This window comes from Arthrobacter sp. 01T428 (assembly GCF_056398685.1).
In genome coordinates this window covers 655,261-670,787 of sequence record NZ_JBFTPW010000001.1, presented here as the reverse complement: position 1 = coordinate 670,787, position 15,527 = coordinate 655,261, and the positions used below count along the sequence as shown (strand labels likewise).

The 15,527-nt window shown below is 64.9% G+C and carries 14 protein-coding genes; 6 read left to right on the top strand and 8 right to left on the bottom strand.

Features of this window, described 5'->3' with window-relative positions; translation table 11 throughout:
* The first annotated feature begins 26 nt into the window (after positions 1-26).
* The 3 genes from AC1DJB_RS03140 (at position 27) to AC1DJB_RS03130 (ending at position 4,976) form a co-directional block, all read left to right on the top strand.
* A complete protein-coding gene (locus AC1DJB_RS03140; protein ID WP_441432407.1) occupies positions 27-3,251 on the top strand; it encodes an efflux RND transporter permease subunit in 3,225 nt (1,074 codons plus the stop codon).
* A 127-nt stretch (positions 3,252-3,378) separates the two neighbouring features.
* Positions 3,379-4,500, top strand: a complete 1,122-nt coding sequence (locus AC1DJB_RS03135; RefSeq protein ID WP_441432408.1) for an LLM class flavin-dependent oxidoreductase — start codon at positions 3,379-3,381, stop codon at positions 4,498-4,500.
* Entirely contained in the window at positions 4,497-4,976 is a 480-nt protein-coding gene (locus tag AC1DJB_RS03130; protein ID WP_441432409.1) for a MarR family winged helix-turn-helix transcriptional regulator, read from the top strand. Before AC1DJB_RS03135 ends, AC1DJB_RS03130 begins: the two co-directional genes overlap by 4 nt.
* Here AC1DJB_RS03130 and AC1DJB_RS03125 read toward each other — a convergent pair.
* Together AC1DJB_RS03125 and AC1DJB_RS03120 are read right to left on the bottom strand one after the other, a co-directional pair.
* Positions 4,973-5,779 carry a transglutaminase-like domain-containing protein gene (locus AC1DJB_RS03125; protein WP_441432410.1) on the bottom strand — a complete coding sequence of 269 codons (807 nt, stop codon included), beginning with the start codon at positions 5,777-5,779 and terminating at the stop codon, positions 4,973-4,975. The two genes, AC1DJB_RS03130 and AC1DJB_RS03125, sit on opposite strands and share 4 nt — an antisense overlap.
* 78 nt (positions 5,780-5,857) lie before the next feature.
* On the bottom strand, positions 5,858-6,667 hold the full coding sequence (locus AC1DJB_RS03120; RefSeq protein WP_441432411.1) for a hypothetical protein: 810 nt from the start codon (positions 6,665-6,667) through the stop codon (positions 5,858-5,860).
* Between the two features lie 124 nt (positions 6,668-6,791).
* On the opposite strand from AC1DJB_RS03120, the gene AC1DJB_RS03115 reads away from it, so the two are divergent.
* Genes AC1DJB_RS03115 through AC1DJB_RS03105 form a run of 3 tightly spaced genes read left to right on the top strand, consistent with a single transcriptional unit; the run spans position 6,792 to position 8,859 of the window.
* Positions 6,792-7,460 carry a DUF1684 domain-containing protein gene (locus tag AC1DJB_RS03115; RefSeq protein ID WP_307054181.1) on the top strand — a complete coding sequence of 223 codons (669 nt, stop codon included), beginning with the start codon at positions 6,792-6,794 and terminating at the stop codon, positions 7,458-7,460.
* A gap of 40 nt (positions 7,461-7,500) precedes the next feature.
* Positions 7,501-8,355: a fumarylacetoacetate hydrolase family protein gene (locus tag AC1DJB_RS03110; RefSeq protein WP_441432412.1), complete on the top strand. Its 855-nt coding sequence runs from the start codon at positions 7,501-7,503 to the stop codon at positions 8,353-8,355.
* A 12-nt stretch (positions 8,356-8,367) separates the two neighbouring features.
* Positions 8,368-8,859 carry a GtrA family protein gene (locus AC1DJB_RS03105; protein ID WP_441432413.1) on the top strand — a complete coding sequence of 164 codons (492 nt, stop codon included), beginning with the start codon at positions 8,368-8,370 and terminating at the stop codon, positions 8,857-8,859.
* 78 nt (positions 8,860-8,937) lie between these two features.
* On the opposite strand, the gene AC1DJB_RS03100 is transcribed toward AC1DJB_RS03105, so the two are convergent.
* The 6 genes from AC1DJB_RS03100 to AC1DJB_RS03075 all read right to left on the bottom strand — a co-directional run bounded on the left by AC1DJB_RS03100 (position 8,938) and on the right by AC1DJB_RS03075 (position 15,388).
* Positions 8,938-10,095, bottom strand: a complete 1,158-nt coding sequence (locus AC1DJB_RS03100; RefSeq protein ID WP_441432414.1) for a cysteine desulfurase family protein — start codon at positions 10,093-10,095, stop codon at positions 8,938-8,940.
* Positions 10,096-10,099: 4 nt separating this feature from the next.
* Positions 10,100-10,996 (bottom strand): carboxylating nicotinate-nucleotide diphosphorylase, encoded by an 897-nt coding sequence (nadC, locus tag AC1DJB_RS03095; RefSeq protein WP_284988376.1) that lies wholly within the window; start codon positions 10,994-10,996, stop codon positions 10,100-10,102.
* The gene (gene nadB, locus AC1DJB_RS03090) at positions 10,989-12,755 is read right to left on the bottom strand and encodes an L-aspartate oxidase (protein ID WP_441432415.1); all 1,767 of its coding nucleotides are present in this window, start codon (positions 12,753-12,755) and stop codon (positions 10,989-10,991) included. The genes nadC and nadB overlap by 8 nt, the downstream gene beginning before the upstream one ends.
* Positions 12,756-12,792: 37 nt before the next feature.
* A complete protein-coding gene (gene nadA / locus AC1DJB_RS03085) occupies positions 12,793-14,100 on the bottom strand; it encodes a quinolinate synthase NadA (protein WP_332601880.1) in 1,308 nt (435 codons plus the stop codon).
* A complete protein-coding gene (locus AC1DJB_RS03080; RefSeq protein WP_113990543.1) occupies positions 14,097-14,807 on the bottom strand; it encodes an NUDIX hydrolase in 711 nt (236 codons plus the stop codon). The genes nadA and AC1DJB_RS03080 overlap by 4 nt, the downstream gene beginning before the upstream one ends.
* Positions 14,808-14,908: 101 nt before the next feature.
* Complete coding sequence (locus AC1DJB_RS03075; RefSeq protein WP_059387632.1) at positions 14,909-15,388, bottom strand: Lrp/AsnC family transcriptional regulator; 480 nt, start codon at positions 15,386-15,388, stop codon at positions 14,909-14,911.
* Positions 15,389-15,527 lie beyond the last annotated feature (139 nt).

Here is a 15,527-nt window from a genome sequence, read left to right as displayed (position 1 = left end):
GACCGTAGATCCCAGGAGACAGTGCAATGTTCCGTCTGGCAAAGCTTTCACTGGCGAACAGGGCACTGATCGCGCTGATCACCGTCTTCGCGGCGGTGTTCGGCGTGATCACCATGTCGTCCCTCAAGCAGGAACTCATTCCCTCGATCGAGTTCCCGCAGATCTCGGTGATCACGGCGATGCCGGGCGCGTCGCCGGAAGTTGTCGACAAGCAGCTCAGCCGCCCGCTCGAAGCAGCACTGAACAGCGTCGAGGGCCTGGAATCGACCACGTCGACGTCGCGGAACGGTGTTTCGCAGATCTCCATGGTGTTCACCTACGGTTCGAACCTGGACCGCGCGCGCAACCAGATCGACCGCGCCATCTCCAACGCCAAGCGTGTGCTGCCGGCCGACGTCGAGCCCCGATCCTTTGCCGGCAGCATCAGCGACTTCCCGATCGTGTACCTGGCGGTGTCTTCGGACAAGCCTCTCAGCGAGCTGAACACGGACCTGCAGCGATTGAGCGTTCCCCGGCTCCAGAAACTGGACGGGGTCCGCAGCGCTGACGTGACAGGCGGGGCCACCCAACACATCCTGATCCAGCCCAAAGCCCAAGCCATGGCCGCGAGCGGCGCCACGATCCAGTCGCTCACGAACGCCCTCAAGAACAACGGGACCCTGGTACCGGCAGGAACCATCGAGGACCAGGGCAAGACCCTTTCCCTGCAAATCGGCAGCCCGGTGGACTCCCTCGACGTCATCAAGGGCTTGCCGCTCACCGGCGCCAAGGGCGGAACCACCATCGGCTCCGTTGCCGACGTGAGCATCAAGGACGACGCCGCAACCTCGATTACCCGGACCAACGGGAAGCCGACGCTGGCCCTGTCCATCACGAAAAAGCCCGACGGCGATACCGTTGCCATTTCGCACGCCGTGAAGGATTCCATTGCCCAGGTGGAAGCCGAGCTCGGCTCCAATGCGCACTTCACGCCAGTGTTCGACCAAGCCCCGTACATCGAAAAGTCCATCAAGGACCTCACGACGGAAGGCCTTCTTGGGCTGGGCTTCGCGGTAGCGGTCATCCTCGTGTTCCTGATGTCCGTACGCTCAACGCTCGTGACGGCGGTCTCCATTCCGTTGTCGCTCCTGATCACGTTCATCGGAATATCGGCGACCCACTACTCGCTCAACATCCTCACCCTCGGCGCGTTGACCATCGCGATCGGCCGCGTGGTGGATGACTCGATCGTGGTGATCGAGAACATCAAACGGCACCTCAGCTACGGCGAGCACAAGCTCGGGGCCATCCTCAATTCGATCCGCGAAGTTGCCGGCGCCATCACAGCGTCCACCCTCACCACGGTTGCCGTGTTCCTGCCGATCGCCTTTGTGGGCAACCTGGCTGGCGAGCTGTTCAGGCCCTTCGCCCTGACGGTGACCATCGCCCTGTTGTCCTCGTTGCTCGTCTCCCTCACCATCGTTCCGGTCCTGGCTTACTGGTTCCTCAAGTCGCCGTCGCCGGCTTCGGCTGCGGAGGACGCCCGTGCCGCCGAGGCCGCCCGATCCAAGGCGCACGAGGCGGAGCAACGCAGCCGCCTGCAGCGCGGCTACTTGCCCATCCTGGCCAAGACCCAGAAGCACCCGGTCATCACGATCGTCGCTGCTGTGCTGGTCTTGGGCGGGACTGCTGCCATGTCTCCCCTACTCGCTACCGACTTGCTGGGTAACTCCGGCCAAAACAGCATGACCGTCCGGCAGGTCCTTCCTGCCGGCACCAGCTTGGAACAGACCGGCGCCGCCGCCGCCCAGGTGGAATCGGTCCTCCGCGGGATAGACGGCATCAAGGACGTCCAGGTCACGTCAGGCAACGCCCAAACGGGATTCGCCGCGCTCACCTCGAGCGGCGCTTCCAACTCGACGTTCACCGTGGTGACTGACGATAAGGCTGACCAGCAGAAATTGCAGGACACGGTCCGGTCCCGGCTCGCCAGTGCCTCGGCTCCCGGGAAGGTCACTGTCGGTGCACAGCAAGGCGGGCTGGGCACCTCTTCCAGCGTCGACATCACCATCAACGCCGCCAACTCGGCGGATCTCAAGACCGCAAGCGACGCCGTGGCGAAGGCCATGGACGGCGTGCCCGGGAGTGCCGAGGTAGCCACCAACCTGGATGCCAGCCAGTCCGTAGTCCAGGTGAAGGTAGATCGCGCCAAGGCCGTCGCCGCCGGGCTGAACGAGGAACAAGTCGCCGGGGTCCTCGCGTCCACGGTCAGCCCTATCCCCGCAGGCACCGTCCGTATCGACACCACGGACTTCCCGGTGCAGATCGGCGAAGGCACGCACTTCACCAGCATCTCCGATGTCAGGGCCATCAATCTCCCGACGCCGGCCGGGCCCGTTCCGCTGTCGAGCATCGCGTCCGTGGATCAAGTTGACACCCCGGTCTCCATCACGAGCAGCAACGGCCAGCGGAGCGCGAAGGTGACCGTCACGCCGTCGGGCTCCAACCTTGGCGCCGTCAGCACGGCAGTCAGTGACCGGCTGGCCTCGGTGCAGCTCCCGGCAGGCGTTACCGCCACCATCGGCGGCGCCACGACGCAGCAGGCCGACTCCTTCCGACAGCTCGGGCTCGCGCTCCTGGCAGCCGTCGCCATTGTGTATGTCATCATGGTGGCCGCGTTCAAGTCCCTCATCCAGCCCCTCATCCTGCTCGTGTCCGTGCCTTTTGCGGCGACGGGCGCCATCGCTCTGCTCCTGGTCACGGGCGTTCCGCTGGGACTGCCTTCCCTGATCGGCATGCTTATGTTGGTGGGAATCGTCGTGACCAATGCGATCGTCCTGATCGACCTCATCAACCAGTACCGCAAACCACACGATGGCAGCCCCGGAATGAGCGTGGCAGACGCCATCACCCACGGAGCCAGGCAGCGGCTACGCCCGATCCTCATGACGGCGCTTGCTACCGTCTTCGCCCTGACACCCATGGCTTTGGGCCTCACGGGAGGCGGCGGGTTCATTTCCCGGCCGCTGGCGGTTGTGGTCATCGGCGGCCTCGTTTCGTCCACGGCGTTGACGCTCGTCCTGGTGCCCGTCCTTTACAAACTGGTCGAAGGCCGGCGGGAGAAGAAAGCGCTCCTCAAGGCACTCACGCAACGCCCCGACGTCGCGCAGGACGGGGTCGCGGGCCACGGCGACGGCGACCACCTGGACTGGACCACCGGAATGATTCCCAAAGTCTCCGGCCGCCGATCCGCCTCCAGCCCCGCCGAGTAGGGCGACACACCGGGAACAAAATGATGCCTCACCCTGTTGCAGGCAGTGATACATGCAAATGCATCTATTTTGGGATAGACTGTTGGCAGAGCCCGGACACCAAATCGGGCAGGCAGAAAGGCACATCATGGAGATCGGCGTATTCAGCGTCAGCGACATCACCACTGACCCCACCACGGGCCACACCCCCACGGAGAACGAGCGCATCAAGGCCGCCGTGGCGATCGCCAAGAAGGTCGAAGAGATCGGCATGGACGTCTATGCGATCGGCGAGCACCACAACCGCCCCTTCTTCTCATCGTCCCCCACCACCACGCTGGCGTACATCGCAGCGCAGACTGAACGCATCACGCTGTCAACGTCCACCACGCTGATCACCACGAACGATCCCGTCAAGATCGCCGAAGACTTCGCGATGCTCCAGCACCTGGCGGATGGACGCGTGGACCTCATCATGGGCCGCGGCAACACTGCCCCCGTCTACCCCTGGTTCGGCAAGAACATCCAGGACGGGATCGAGCTCGCGATCGAGAACTATTCCCTGCTACGCAAGCTCTGGGATGAAGACACCGTCAACTGGAGCGGCAAGTTCCGCACCCCGCTGCAGAACTTCACCTCCACGCCCCGCCCGCTCGACGGCGTCGCGCCCTTCGTCTGGCATGGCTCCATCCGCAGCCCGCAGATCGCGGAACTTGCCGCCTACTACGGCGACGGCTTCTTCGCCAACAACATCTTCTGGCCCAAGGAGCACTACCAGCAGCTGATCGGCCTGTACCGCGAGCGCTATGAGCACTACGGCCACGGCAACGCAGACCAAGCCATCGTCGGCCTCGGCGGGCAGTTCTTCATGCGCAAGAATTCCCAGGATGCCGTGAAGGAGTTCCGCCCCTACTTCGACAATGCACCGGTGTACGGCCACGGGCCCTCGCTCGAGGACTTCACGTCCCAGACACCGCTGACCGTCGGCAGTCCGCAGGAAGTCATCGAAAAGACCCTGACTTTCCGCGAATACTTCGGCGACTACCAGCGCCAGCTGTTCCTCGTGGACCATGCGGGCCTCCCGCTCAAGACCGTCCTGGAACAACTGGACCTCTTCGGCGAGGAAGTCCTGCCCGTCCTGCGCAAGGAATTCGAGGACCGCAAGCCGGCCCACGTGCCCGACGCACCCACCCATGCATCCCGGGTGGCAGCGTCCGTGATCGCCTCGGCCAGCGAGGCGGTTACCGATTCCGCCGGGCGGACCCCGTGACCACCACAGCGCCCACCTCGTCCGCCGTGCGCCTCGCCGCCGAAACCTGGGAGTCCTTGTTCCGCTCCCAGGTGGCGGTGATGCGCCGCCTCCAGGCCGGGCAGGCATTCAAGAAACTGCCCATCAAGGAGTACGACGTCCTGTTCACTCTTTCCCGTTGCCCCACGGGCAAGCTGCGGCTGAACGAGATCAACGATCACGTCCTGCTCAGCCAGTCCAGCCTGAGCCGGCTGGTTGACAGGTTGGAGAAGCGCGGGCTCGTGGAGCGCAGCATCGCCCCCGACGACGGACGCGGCATCCTACTGGGGCTTACCGCGGCCGGGCAGGAACTGCAGAAGGAGATCGGGCGGGAGCACGTCCGCGACATCGCCGAACTTGTGGCTCCGGCTTTGACAGCCGAGGAGCAGCGTGAGCTCCTTCGCCTGACGGAAAAGCTGCAAGTGTTCGTCGCGCACAAGCAGCCGCGCGAAGGCTAGCGGAGGACGACGAGCTTTGCCGGATCCTCATCCGGCAGCTCGTCGGCCACCACCGCGGTGACTTTCAGGCTCTTCAATGACAGGCTGCCGCCCACCGTGGACAGAAACGCGGTGTCCGAGGAATCGCGTCCGGCCGTGATGCGCAGCATGGACTCGCGCGGGGCCAAGCCGGTGGGATCGATCACGTACCACGTTCCGTCGATGTGGGCCTCAGCCACGGCGTGGAAGTCCATGGGGCTCAGTCCTGGCGCGTACACCGCCGCAAGCCGGGCGGGGATGTCCTTGGAACGCAGGAGGGCAATGGCAAGGTGGGCGAAGTCCCGGCAAACCCCTTTGCGGTGCAGGAGCGTCTCCACCGCTCCATCCGTCCCGCGCGAGGAACCACTGACGTAGCGGAGCTCGTCGTGGACCCAATTCCGGACTGCCTGCAACAGTTCTTCGCCGTGGAGCCCGCCGAACTCGGCGTACGACGTCGGAAGGAGCCGATCGGACTCGGCATAACGGCTGGGCCGCACGTAGCGGATGAGTTCCATACGGGAGGACTCATCCGGGGCACCCAAGCCCTCCACCGAGGCACGGTAATCAACCGTTACCTCGCTGGGTTCTTCGAACTCCATGTACTGGAAGCGTCCGCCGTGATGGTCCCTCAACTCAGTGAACGGAACAGCTTCGCCCTCCACCGTGACGGACAGCTCTTCGGTCAACGAGTCATAGCCCGGATTGCTGGCCACGGCGATTGCCATGGCCACTTTGGTGTTGGCGACGGTCTTGAAAACGAGCTGGGCAGCAACGTTGCGTTCCATGGATCTCCGGAGTGTTGCGGCTGGACAACCCACTAATTGGGCAGAGTTGGCGCCGACGAATGTCTATCAACCTTGGTTCTACAGATTGACCTTCAGAGACAATAGCATCCGCTGGACGTTGGCGAATTCCGAGCTCTGGTCAACGTACTTGGCGGCCTGGTCCAAGGTGTCGAAGGACTTCGCGGGAGCAACTACTTCATCCGTGGCGAAGGCATGCACGGCTTGCATGTCCCCGAAGTAGTAGTTGCCCTTTCCTGCAGGTCCCACCACAAGGTTCCGCAGTTGGCAGGCCTGCCCATCGGTTCCGGCTACCAGGTTGGTGATGCCGTACGAACCGAAGAATTTATAGCCCTGGATGACCCGGAACACCACGTGCGGCGGGATCGTGGAATCACCGTCGGCATGGGGCAGGTCAATAGGCACGCTGCTGACCACGACGTAAGGACGCTTGGCGGCCGGATTGCAGTCAGCCGGACTCGCCGAGGGCAGCCCGGTGTGAAGGGTCGCCAGGTACCCTCCCTTGGCGTCTTTGACCTCGATCTTCAGGGCGCCCGGCATGGAACCGGCGTCGGGCGTGACCGATTGCGCAATCCAGTCACTCGGAAGATCGAAGCTGACCTTCTTGGCCGCATCCGAGTACGTTTTCCACGCCGCGGCAGTCGCCCCCGCCGTCGCGGTGCTTCCTGCGGAAGGGCTGGCACTGGAACCGCCCGACGGCGCGGCTGTGCTTGGGCCCGACGGCGTTGCGCTCCCGGGAGCCGCACTGCTGGACCGGGCTGTCCAGACGGCGCCGCCCTTGCCCTCGGAACTACAGCCGGCGGCGGCGACCACAATGAGCGCACCGAGGACGGCGACTGAAAACTTCAACGGGATCCGCTTTGCTCTCATGCGCACCAGCCTAGCGGCGCCGAGCCGCTGCCCGTCCCTCCGGATCGGCGTTTCGCGCCTGCAAACCCAGCCGATGCCCTACGGGCCGCCGCTTCGGCCCGCGCGGTAGGACTAGGCTGGACGCATGGCTCCCGATCTGCTCGATGAGGACGAAAACAGTGTGGCGGACATTTCCGCCGTGGACATCGCAGACTGGCGTTTGCGCACATTCGCCTTGTACGACGACGTCCGCAAGATCGCGATGGACGACCCCTTCCAAGCCCACGTGTACTGGCGCCAGGAACGGGACCGCATGTTCGGTACCCACCCGGCCTCGGCGCTGACTCCCGCCAGCAAGCAGGCTTTTTCGGGCTTGCGCACCGCGGACTACGATCCCCGGTTCCGCCGCTATGCCGCCCTTTCGCCGGAAGGCGCGGGCCAGGAGATGAACGTCCAGACCGGGACCGACGGCGTGGTGCCGTTTGTCCGCCTCGGCACCTTCGACCTCGACGAGCTCGGCTCGCTGGCCGTGTGGCGCCTGCGCAGCTACGGCGGCGGCATCTTCGTGCCCTTCCGCGACGCCACGGCCGGCAAACCCGGAGGAAGCTACGGCGCCGGCCGCTACTTGCTGGACACCATCAAGGGAGCCTTCCACGGCCTTCGAGGATCCGGGCAACAGGAGTTCGTGCTCGACTTCAATTTCGCCTACAACCCATCCTGCGCCTACAACGAGGCCTGGGCCTGCCCCTTGGCCGGGCCCGCGAATCGCCTGGCCGCGGATATCCCCGTGGGCGAGCTCTACTTGCCCGTCTAAACCTGCCGCCTCAAGAGGTTCAAGGACGTAGGATGTCTTCATGACTTCCTCACGTGCACGCCGGATCGCCCGCGTCCGCCCGCTCTCCCCCACCTCACCGGACGAACAGTTCTTCGTAGCAAACGACGCCGCCGACTTCGCTTCCGCGGAAGGCCGGAGCTGGACGGTGGTGGACAGTCCGTTCCCCGGGTCGCCGGCAAATAGCAGCAGCGCAGGGCGGCCAGGTTGGGTTGCAGGCTCTCGTGTCTCCGAGGATGTGTTCACGTTCCTGGCGCCGTCTGTTCCCGCCAACGTCTTCGGCATGGCGCACAACACCGGCCAGCCAGGCCGGGATTTGCCTGCGCAGGCGTTCCACAAGGCCGCCACAAGCGTCATCGGACCAGGCGACGCCATCGAGCTCGCCTCCGGCGTCGGATACGTGGACCCCGAAGCGGAACTGACCGTCGTCGTCGGGCGCAAAGTCCGCGGACTCACACTCGACAACGCGCGCGACGCCATCCTCGGTTTCACGATCGGCAACGACGTCTCGGCGCGGGACCTGCAGAAGACCGACGAATTGTGGATCAGCGCGAAAAGCCAGGACACGTTTACCCCTGCGGGACCGTGGATCGTCACTGACCTCAATGACAGTGATCTTTCGATCGGCATCGTGCACAACGGCAGGGAATTGCGGACGGCCAGCACCGCCGACCTCGGATGGAAGGTGGACGAGATCCTTGTCTACCTCACGTCGTTCATGACTTTGCACCCCGGAGACCTGGTCCTCACCGGCTTCCCCGCCGAGTGTGCCAGGATCGCGCCAGGAGACCTTGTGAGCTGCCGCATTGAGGGCATCGGAGAGCTCACCAACCCCGTCATCGCAGCAACTTGGGAGAAAATTCCCAGCTTGATATGACAGGCTTGAGCAATGGAGCCTCCTGCCGTGCCGGCAATTGAGACGCGGCAGACGTCCCTTTCCAGGCCAAATACAAGCAAGCGCCGCAAAGGCGTGCTGCGCTATCCGGTGGTCAGGCAGCTCATCCGTTTCACCGGCGTCGGGATCATCTGCACCGTCACCTCGCTGGCACTGTACGCGCTGTTCAGGCCGTGGTTGGGACCCCAACCTGCCAACGCCGCAGCGCTGATCATCACCTCGCTCATGAACACGGCCCTGAACCGTCGGCTGACCTTCAAGATCAGCGGCAACCGGAAGAGGACGCGGGACCACTTGAACGGGTTGATCGTGATCGCCGTGGCGCTGGTCATCACGGGCGGGAGCCTGGGCGTGCTGCATGCATTCCGGCCCGGGGCAACCCTCGAGGAGGACCTCTGGACCACCACGCTGTCCGGATTCGTCGCGACGGCCGTGCGGTTCACGATGCTGCGGCACTGGATTTTCCGCCGGGCCCGCCACGTTTGACTCCCAACTGACTCGCATTTGTTGTCGTTTTGAGGGCTCAGAACGACAACAAATGCGAGTTACTTGGGGTGGGGACCGTCAGCGGCGGCCGAGCCCCTGGACGCTCCCGACGGCGGCAGCCACGGCTTCCGCGGCTTGGTCCAGTTCCGCTGACGTCACCGTGGAGTCGAAGCTGAAACGCACAGCTGTGTGGGCCACCTCGGGCTCGATTCCCAAGGCCAGCAGGACCGGAGAGGGGGCGTCGGATCCAGCGGCGCAGGCCGATCCGCTGGAGCACACCACCCCGAGCCGCTCAAGCTCAAGCAACACCGACTCCCCGCTGGTGCCGGGGAAACAGAAAGACGCGACGGACGGTAAGCGTTGCGAGGGGTGGCCGGTCAACACGGCACCAGGCACCGCCTCGAGGACAGCGCGGATGAAGGCATCCCGCAACTCCGTGACACGTCCGGCAAGTCCGGACTGCCCGGCATGGGCGAGCGTCAGCGCCGTGGCCAGCGCGACGGCTCCCGCCACGTTTTCGGTCCCGGAGCGCCTGCCCCGCTCCTGCCCGCCGCCATGGACGAGCGGTTCAAGTCTCAGCCTGCCCTTGGCATAGAGTACGCCGCTGCCCTTCGGTGCGCCGAGCTTATGGCCTGAGATACTCAGCGCGTCGACCCCAAGTTCTTTGACGCCAATCGGGAGCCAGCCCGCAGCCTGGACGGCGTCCGTGTGAAACGGCACACCATGTTCCGCGGCAACCTCGGCAAGTTGCCGCACGGGCTGCACGGTCCCGATCTCGTTATTCGCATACATGATGCTGACGAGGGCCGTCTCCGGGCTCAGCGCGGCCCGGAGCGCCTCAACCGTCACCACACCGTTCCGGTCCACGGGGACCACATCCACCTCGAACCCGTGGACGCGTTGCAGGTAGAGTGCGGATTCCTCGACGGCAGGGTGCTCGATGGCGCTGATGACAACGCGGTTCAGGGCAGGATCCGCCGCACGTCTCGCGAGGGCAATTCCTTTCACCGCCAGGTTGTCCGCCTCGGTGCCGCCGGACGTGAAGGTGATCTCCCCCGGCCGGCAGCCCAGAGCCTTCGCTACCGCCGCGCGTGCCCCGGACAACGCGTTCGCGGCTGCTTCGCCGAGGTTGTGATGGCTTGAGGGATTGCCGAACTCCCCCGTCAGATACGGCCACATGGCTTCGAGGACTTCCCTGCGGACCGGTGTGGTCGCCGCGGCGTCGAGGAAGATCATGGTGTCAGCCGAGAGCCAGGGATGGGTCCGGCGCCACGTCGAGCGTCACGTCCAGGCCGAGATCCAGCGCGCTGACGCTGTGGGTGAGTCCGCCGATCGAAATGACATCGACTCCCGCGGCCGCGATGTCCGCCACGGTGTTGACGTTGACGTTGCCGCTCGCCTCGACGACGGCGCGGCCCGCCACCTGCTTCACGCCGGCACGGAGCTCCTCAAGCGAAAAGTTGTCCAGCATGATCGTGTCGACACCGGCCGCCAGCACGGGTTCGATCTGCTCGGCGCGGTCCACTTCCACCTCGAAGTGCGTGGTGTGGCCCAGTTGGGCCTTGGCGGCCTTCAGCAGTGCAGTGAGTTTCGCGGAATCGCCACCGGTCATCACTGCCAAGTGGTTGTCCTTCGCCAGCACGGCATCGGACAAGCTGTAGCGGTGGTTGGCTCCTCCGCCGCATCGCACGGCGTAGCGTTCCAATACCCGCAGCCCGGGAGTAGTTTTCCGGGTGTCGGTGATGCGGGCCTTGGTACCGTCGACCAGCTTGACGAATTCCGCGGTCTTGGTGGCAATGGCGCTCATGCGCTGGGCAAGGTTGAGCCCGACGCGTTCGGCGAGCAGCACCGAGCGTGCCCGGCCGCTGACCCGCGCCAGGTGGGTTCCGGCGTCGAACGCTTCACCGTCCGCGAGCAGCAGCTCCACTTCGGTGTCCGGGTCGACGAGCAGCATGGCGTCACGGAACACCGTTCCGCCGCTGAACACCCCCGGAACCCGGGCATTGAGCACGGCGGTGGCCCGGGCTTCGGCGGGAATGAGCAGCTGCGAGGTGATATCGCCGCTCGGCGCGTCCTCCGCGAATGCCCGCTCCAGGATGTCCCGGACGGGTGCTGCGGGGAGGGTCAGGCTAGTCATTGACGAGGCTCGCTTTCCGGCGGATCGTGTATCTCTGAACAATTTCTTCACGCGGGGTTTCGACCGCATCACTCCGATAATGCGCCCCCAACGACCCCCGCCGCGCCCCCGCAGCCCGCACCAACAACTGCGCAGCCAGGAGCAAATTGGCATCCTCGTGAACCACGGAATCCACCGAGTCCGGCATATTCTCAGGAAGCACGACGTCGGCCCAAGCGTTGAGTGCCTCAGCGGCCTCCCGCAGCAACCCCCCGGTCCGAAGCACCCCGGCTTTGGCAGTCATCAACCGCCGAAGGGCGGCCCGGCTAAAGGGCTCCGGAACGAGCTCAGGCTGCCACACGAGCGCCCCGGTCGGCTCGGTGGTTCCCGAAAGCGCCGTTGTTGCGTAGAGGTCCACGCCGGCCTCCGAGCTTGCGAGGCGTTCGCCGGCGAGAGACCGGAGCGCAGGCGCCGAGGGAACTAGCGAGTCGGTCCCCCCGCCGTTCGGCGGCGCCCACCCAAGGAACCCTTCAACAGCCCGCCGTCCAAAGACCAGCCCTTCGAGCAGCGAGTTACTAGCCAAGCGATTGGCGCCCTGCACCCCGGTACAAGCAACTTCGCCGGCGGCAAGCAAGCCAGGTACAGACGTCCGGCCGTGGAGATCCGTGACCACCCCACCCATCCAGTAGTGGGCGGCAGGGGCGACCGGAACTGGCTCAAGGGTCCAGTCGACTCCGGCTTCGCGGGTCCGGGCGCTGAGCGTGGGGAAGCGTTTCTCAAGGAAGCCTTTCCCCTTGTTCGCTTCCACGGTCCGGGCGTCAAGGAAGACGTGGCCGTTGGGATCACCAAGTGACGCAAGGTGGAGGGCGATGCTGCGGGAGACGACGTCGCGCGGCGCCAGTTCGGCGTCGGGGTGGTAGCGGGGCATGAACCGTTCGCCGTTCGCGTCCACCAGGATGGCGCCTTCGCCGCGGACGGCTTCGGAAATGAGGAGCGGATCGGCGCCGAAGGGAGCCGGTTTTCCTGCAGCGGAGAGGACCATGCTCGTGGGGTGGAATTGGAAGAACTCCAGGTCCGCGAGCTCCGCGCCTGCCCGCCATGCGAGCGCGAGTCCGTCAGCCGTTGCCACCAAGGGGTTGGTGGTCTGGGCGAACAGCTGCCCCGCCCCGCCGGTGGCCAGCAGCACGGCATCGCCGAATACGCTCTCAAGGCGGCCGTTGCGCAGGAATTCAACGCCCGTCACGCGACGCTCGGACTGGATCAGTGACGTCGCCTGTGAATGTCCCAGCACCTGGATCTTCCCGGCGTCCTGTGCGTCAAGGACTGCCAGGATGAGTGCGTTCGCCACCCCGGCACCCGTGGCGTCTCCACCGGCGTGGAGAATCCTTGGCGCGGAGTGGGCGGCTTCGAGCCCCAAGGCGGGATCGCCGTCGTCGTCCGCGTCGAAACGGACGCCGAAACGCTCCAGCCCCCTGATGTCGAGGCGAGCTTCGGAGCACAGAACCCGCACGGCCTCCTCATCGCAGTGGCCCGCGCCGGCTGTGAGGGTGTCCGTGATGTGCGCGGCGACGGTATCGCCGGGGGCCGGTTCGTCCAGCACTGCCGAAATCCCGCCCTGGGCGAAGAAGGTATTGCTGTCCGCGAGCGCGCCCTTGCTGAGCAGGACGACCTCCGCACCGGCCTCGGCGGCCAGCAGCGCGGAGTAGAGGCCGGCGATGCCGCTCCCGACGACGACGAGCCGCCGCCGCGCCGGGGCGCCGGGAATGCGTTCTGCAGTCATGTGAGGCTCGATTCGACTGGTTGGTACGGGATGTGGCCTAGAGCGGCCGAGCTGCGAGCATGCGTTCAAGGGCGATCTTGGCGTTGTCCTTGACCGAATCGTCCACAGTAATGCGGTTGACCACGCGGCCCTCCACCAGTTCCTCGAGCACCCAGGCGAGGTAGCCGGGGTGGATGCGGTACATCGTGGAACAAGGGCAGATCACCGGGTCGAGGCAGAAGATGGTGTGCTGCGGGTTCTCCGCGGCCAAGCGGTTCACCATGTTGATCTCGGTGCCGATCGCGAAAGTGGTGGGCTCGGTCGCGGCGGCGATGGCCTTCTTGATGAAGTCCGTGGAGCCTGCGCCGTCTGCCGCGTCAACAACCTCCATGGGGCACTCAGGGTGCACAATGACGTTCACGCCCGGGAATTCGGCGCGTGCCTTCTCGATCTGGCCCACGTTGAAACGCTTGTGGACGGAGCAGAAACCGTGCCAGAGGATGACGCGGGAATCCAGCAGGGTCTGTTCGTCGTTTCCGCCGAGTTCCTTGCGCGGGTTCCACATGGGCATCTGCTCCAGCGGGACGCCTAGCGCCTTGGCCGTGTTGCGGCCCAGGTGCTGGTCAGGGAAGAAGAGGACCCGCTGGCCGCGTTCGAAGGCCCATTCGAGCACCGTCTTGGCGTTGGAGGACGTGCAGACGATGCCGCCGTTGCGTCCGCAGAAGGCCTTCAATGCGGCCGAGGAATTCATGTAGGTCACCGGGATGACCGGGGCACGGCCTTCGGAATCGGGGGCGGTCCCGAAGAGCTCCTCGAGCTGCTCCCAGCATTCCTCCACCGAATCCTCGTCCGCCATGTCGGCCATGGAGCAGCCGGCGGCCAGGTTCGGCAGGATCACGGCTTGGTCTGCGCTGGACAGGATGTCGGCTGTTTCGGCCATGAAGTGAACACCGCAGAAGATGATGGCCTCGGCGTCGGGCTTGGTCAGGGCAGCGTTGGCGAGCTGGAAGGAGTCGCCCACGAAATCCGCGTACTGGACAACTTCGTCGCGCTGGTAGAAATGGCCCAGGATGACAGCCCGGTCCCCCAGCGTCTCCTTGGCGGTACGGATCCGGGCGTCGAGCTCGGCGTCGCTGGCCAGCTTGTACTCTTCGGGCAACTGGCCTTGGCGGGGCGTGGCCTTCGGAGCGTCGTCGGCGCTGGACGCACCGGGACCGTAAGCGGGGATGCCTGCGAGGGCTTCGGCGAGGTCGTACTCCCAGGGGCCCTTGGCCAGAGCGGGGCTGCACGTCGACCCGGCCGCGGAACGGCCGTTTTCGGCTTCTTCCCGGGTGATCAGCTGGATAGCTGTATTGACGCTGCTCATGGTGTACTCCTGTTGTCTGGCCCGAGTCCGGGCGTGCCGGTGAAGCGGTAGAGGCGGGGCGGGCGGTGTTTTCCGCCCTGAAGGTATTCACCGGTTTCCTCGATTTCCGGTGTTCCCTTGATTTGCCGGCGGAAGTTTGCCGGATCCAGCTGACGGTCCAGGACAGCCTCGTAGACTTCGCGGACCTGTGCCAGGGTGAAGAATTCACCCAGCAAGTGATAGGCGATGGACCCGTAGGCCATTTTGTTGCGCAGCCGCCACAAGGCGTAGTCCACAATCGCGTTGTGGTCGAAGGCCAATTCCGCGAGCCTATCGGCCCGGAACCACCGGACGTTCTCGGATTCGTCGGCCAGGGCGGCTTCCGTGGGCTGTACCAGGGCCCAGTAGACAATCGACACGACCCGCTGGGCGGGCGAGCGGTGCAGGCCGCCGAAAGCGTAGAGCTGTTCGAGGTATTGGGGAGCCAGCCCCGTGGTTTCGCGCAGGTTGCGGGACGCGGCATCCTGGAGGGATTCGTCGTGCTGGAGCGGTCCGCCGGGCAATGCCCACATGTCCTTGAACGGTTCGCGGATGCGGCGCACAAGAGGCAACCACAGCGTGGGGCGGCCGGAGCTTTCACTGGGGCGGAGGGCGAAGATCACCGTCGATATGGCCAACGACGGCGGCGCGAGCCTGCGCTCTGCGACATTCGCGGAGGTGGCGTACACGGTATTCACCCCGCTTCTTTGCCGTAGGGATCAGAAAACTAGTTATAGTCAAATTGACTAGAACTAATGGTACGACTGTCGGCGGACAGTGTCCAAATGTTTCAGCCCGCGTTCTCCTTGGCGGCAGCTTCCAGGAGGGGCAAAGTGCGGCCTTGGAAATGCGTATTCAGCACGATCACCGAGGACGAACGGAGCACGGTCTTGGTGGCGATGAGCTTGTCCAGCACGCGCTGCAGGTCCGAGTTCGACTTGCCCACCACCCGCACCATGAGGTCCGAACTACCGGAAACGGTGTGGACCTCAATGAGTTCAGGGATCGCTGCCAAAGCTTCGACGACGGCGTCGTGCCCCAGGTCCTGGTTGATGGTCAGCGAGCAGAAGGCGACCACCGGATAGCCGAAGCCGGCAGGATCGGGCTGCGGAACCCAGGGAGCCACCACTCCGCGCTCGGCCATCCGGTCCAGCCGCGACTGGACCGTGGCACGGGCGACCTTCAAGACCCTCGATGCCTCCAGAACGGACGCCCTCGGCGAGTCTGTGAAAAATCGGACAATCTTGGCATCCAACTCGTCCACAACCATCAGTTTTTCCTGCTTCCGCCCAAGGGGATGTACAAATCGGCACTTCATGCCCAGATGCCGCTCCAGCTTGTAACCATCCTCTCACGAGTGTGTTTTTCGCCACTTTCATCCGGAAGCGGTAAATTCGATAAGTCCTACG

Coding starts and splice junctions, on each gene's coding strand:
- AC1DJB_RS03115 (WP_307054181.1), top strand. CDS start 6,792: ATGGCTCCCGATCTGCTCGATGAGGACGAAAACAGTGTGGCGGACATT.
- AC1DJB_RS03100 (WP_441432414.1), bottom strand. CDS start 10,095: ATGATCTTCCTCGACGCCGCGGCGACCACACCGGTCCGCAGGGAAGTC.
- nadB (WP_441432415.1), bottom strand. CDS start 12,755: ATGACTGCAGAACGCATTCCCGGCGCCCCGGCGCGGCGGCGGCTCGTC.
- AC1DJB_RS03105 (WP_441432413.1), top strand. CDS start 8,368: ATGGAGCCTCCTGCCGTGCCGGCAATTGAGACGCGGCAGACGTCCCTT.
- AC1DJB_RS03120 (WP_441432411.1), bottom strand. CDS start 6,667: ATGAGAGCAAAGCGGATCCCGTTGAAGTTTTCAGTCGCCGTCCTCGGT.
- nadA (WP_332601880.1), bottom strand. CDS start 14,100: ATGAGCAGCGTCAATACAGCTATCCAGCTGATCACCCGGGAAGAAGCC.
- AC1DJB_RS03135 (WP_441432408.1), top strand. CDS start 3,379: ATGGAGATCGGCGTATTCAGCGTCAGCGACATCACCACTGACCCCACC.
- AC1DJB_RS03125 (WP_441432410.1), bottom strand. CDS start 5,779: ATGGAACGCAACGTTGCTGCCCAGCTCGTTTTCAAGACCGTCGCCAAC.
- nadC (WP_284988376.1), bottom strand. CDS start 10,996: ATGACTAGCCTGACCCTCCCCGCAGCACCCGTCCGGGACATCCTGGAG.
- AC1DJB_RS03110 (WP_441432412.1), top strand. CDS start 7,501: ATGACTTCCTCACGTGCACGCCGGATCGCCCGCGTCCGCCCGCTCTCC.
- AC1DJB_RS03075 (WP_059387632.1), bottom strand. CDS start 15,388: ATGGTTGTGGACGAGTTGGATGCCAAGATTGTCCGATTTTTCACAGAC.
- AC1DJB_RS03140 (WP_441432407.1), top strand. CDS start 27: ATGTTCCGTCTGGCAAAGCTTTCACTGGCGAACAGGGCACTGATCGCG.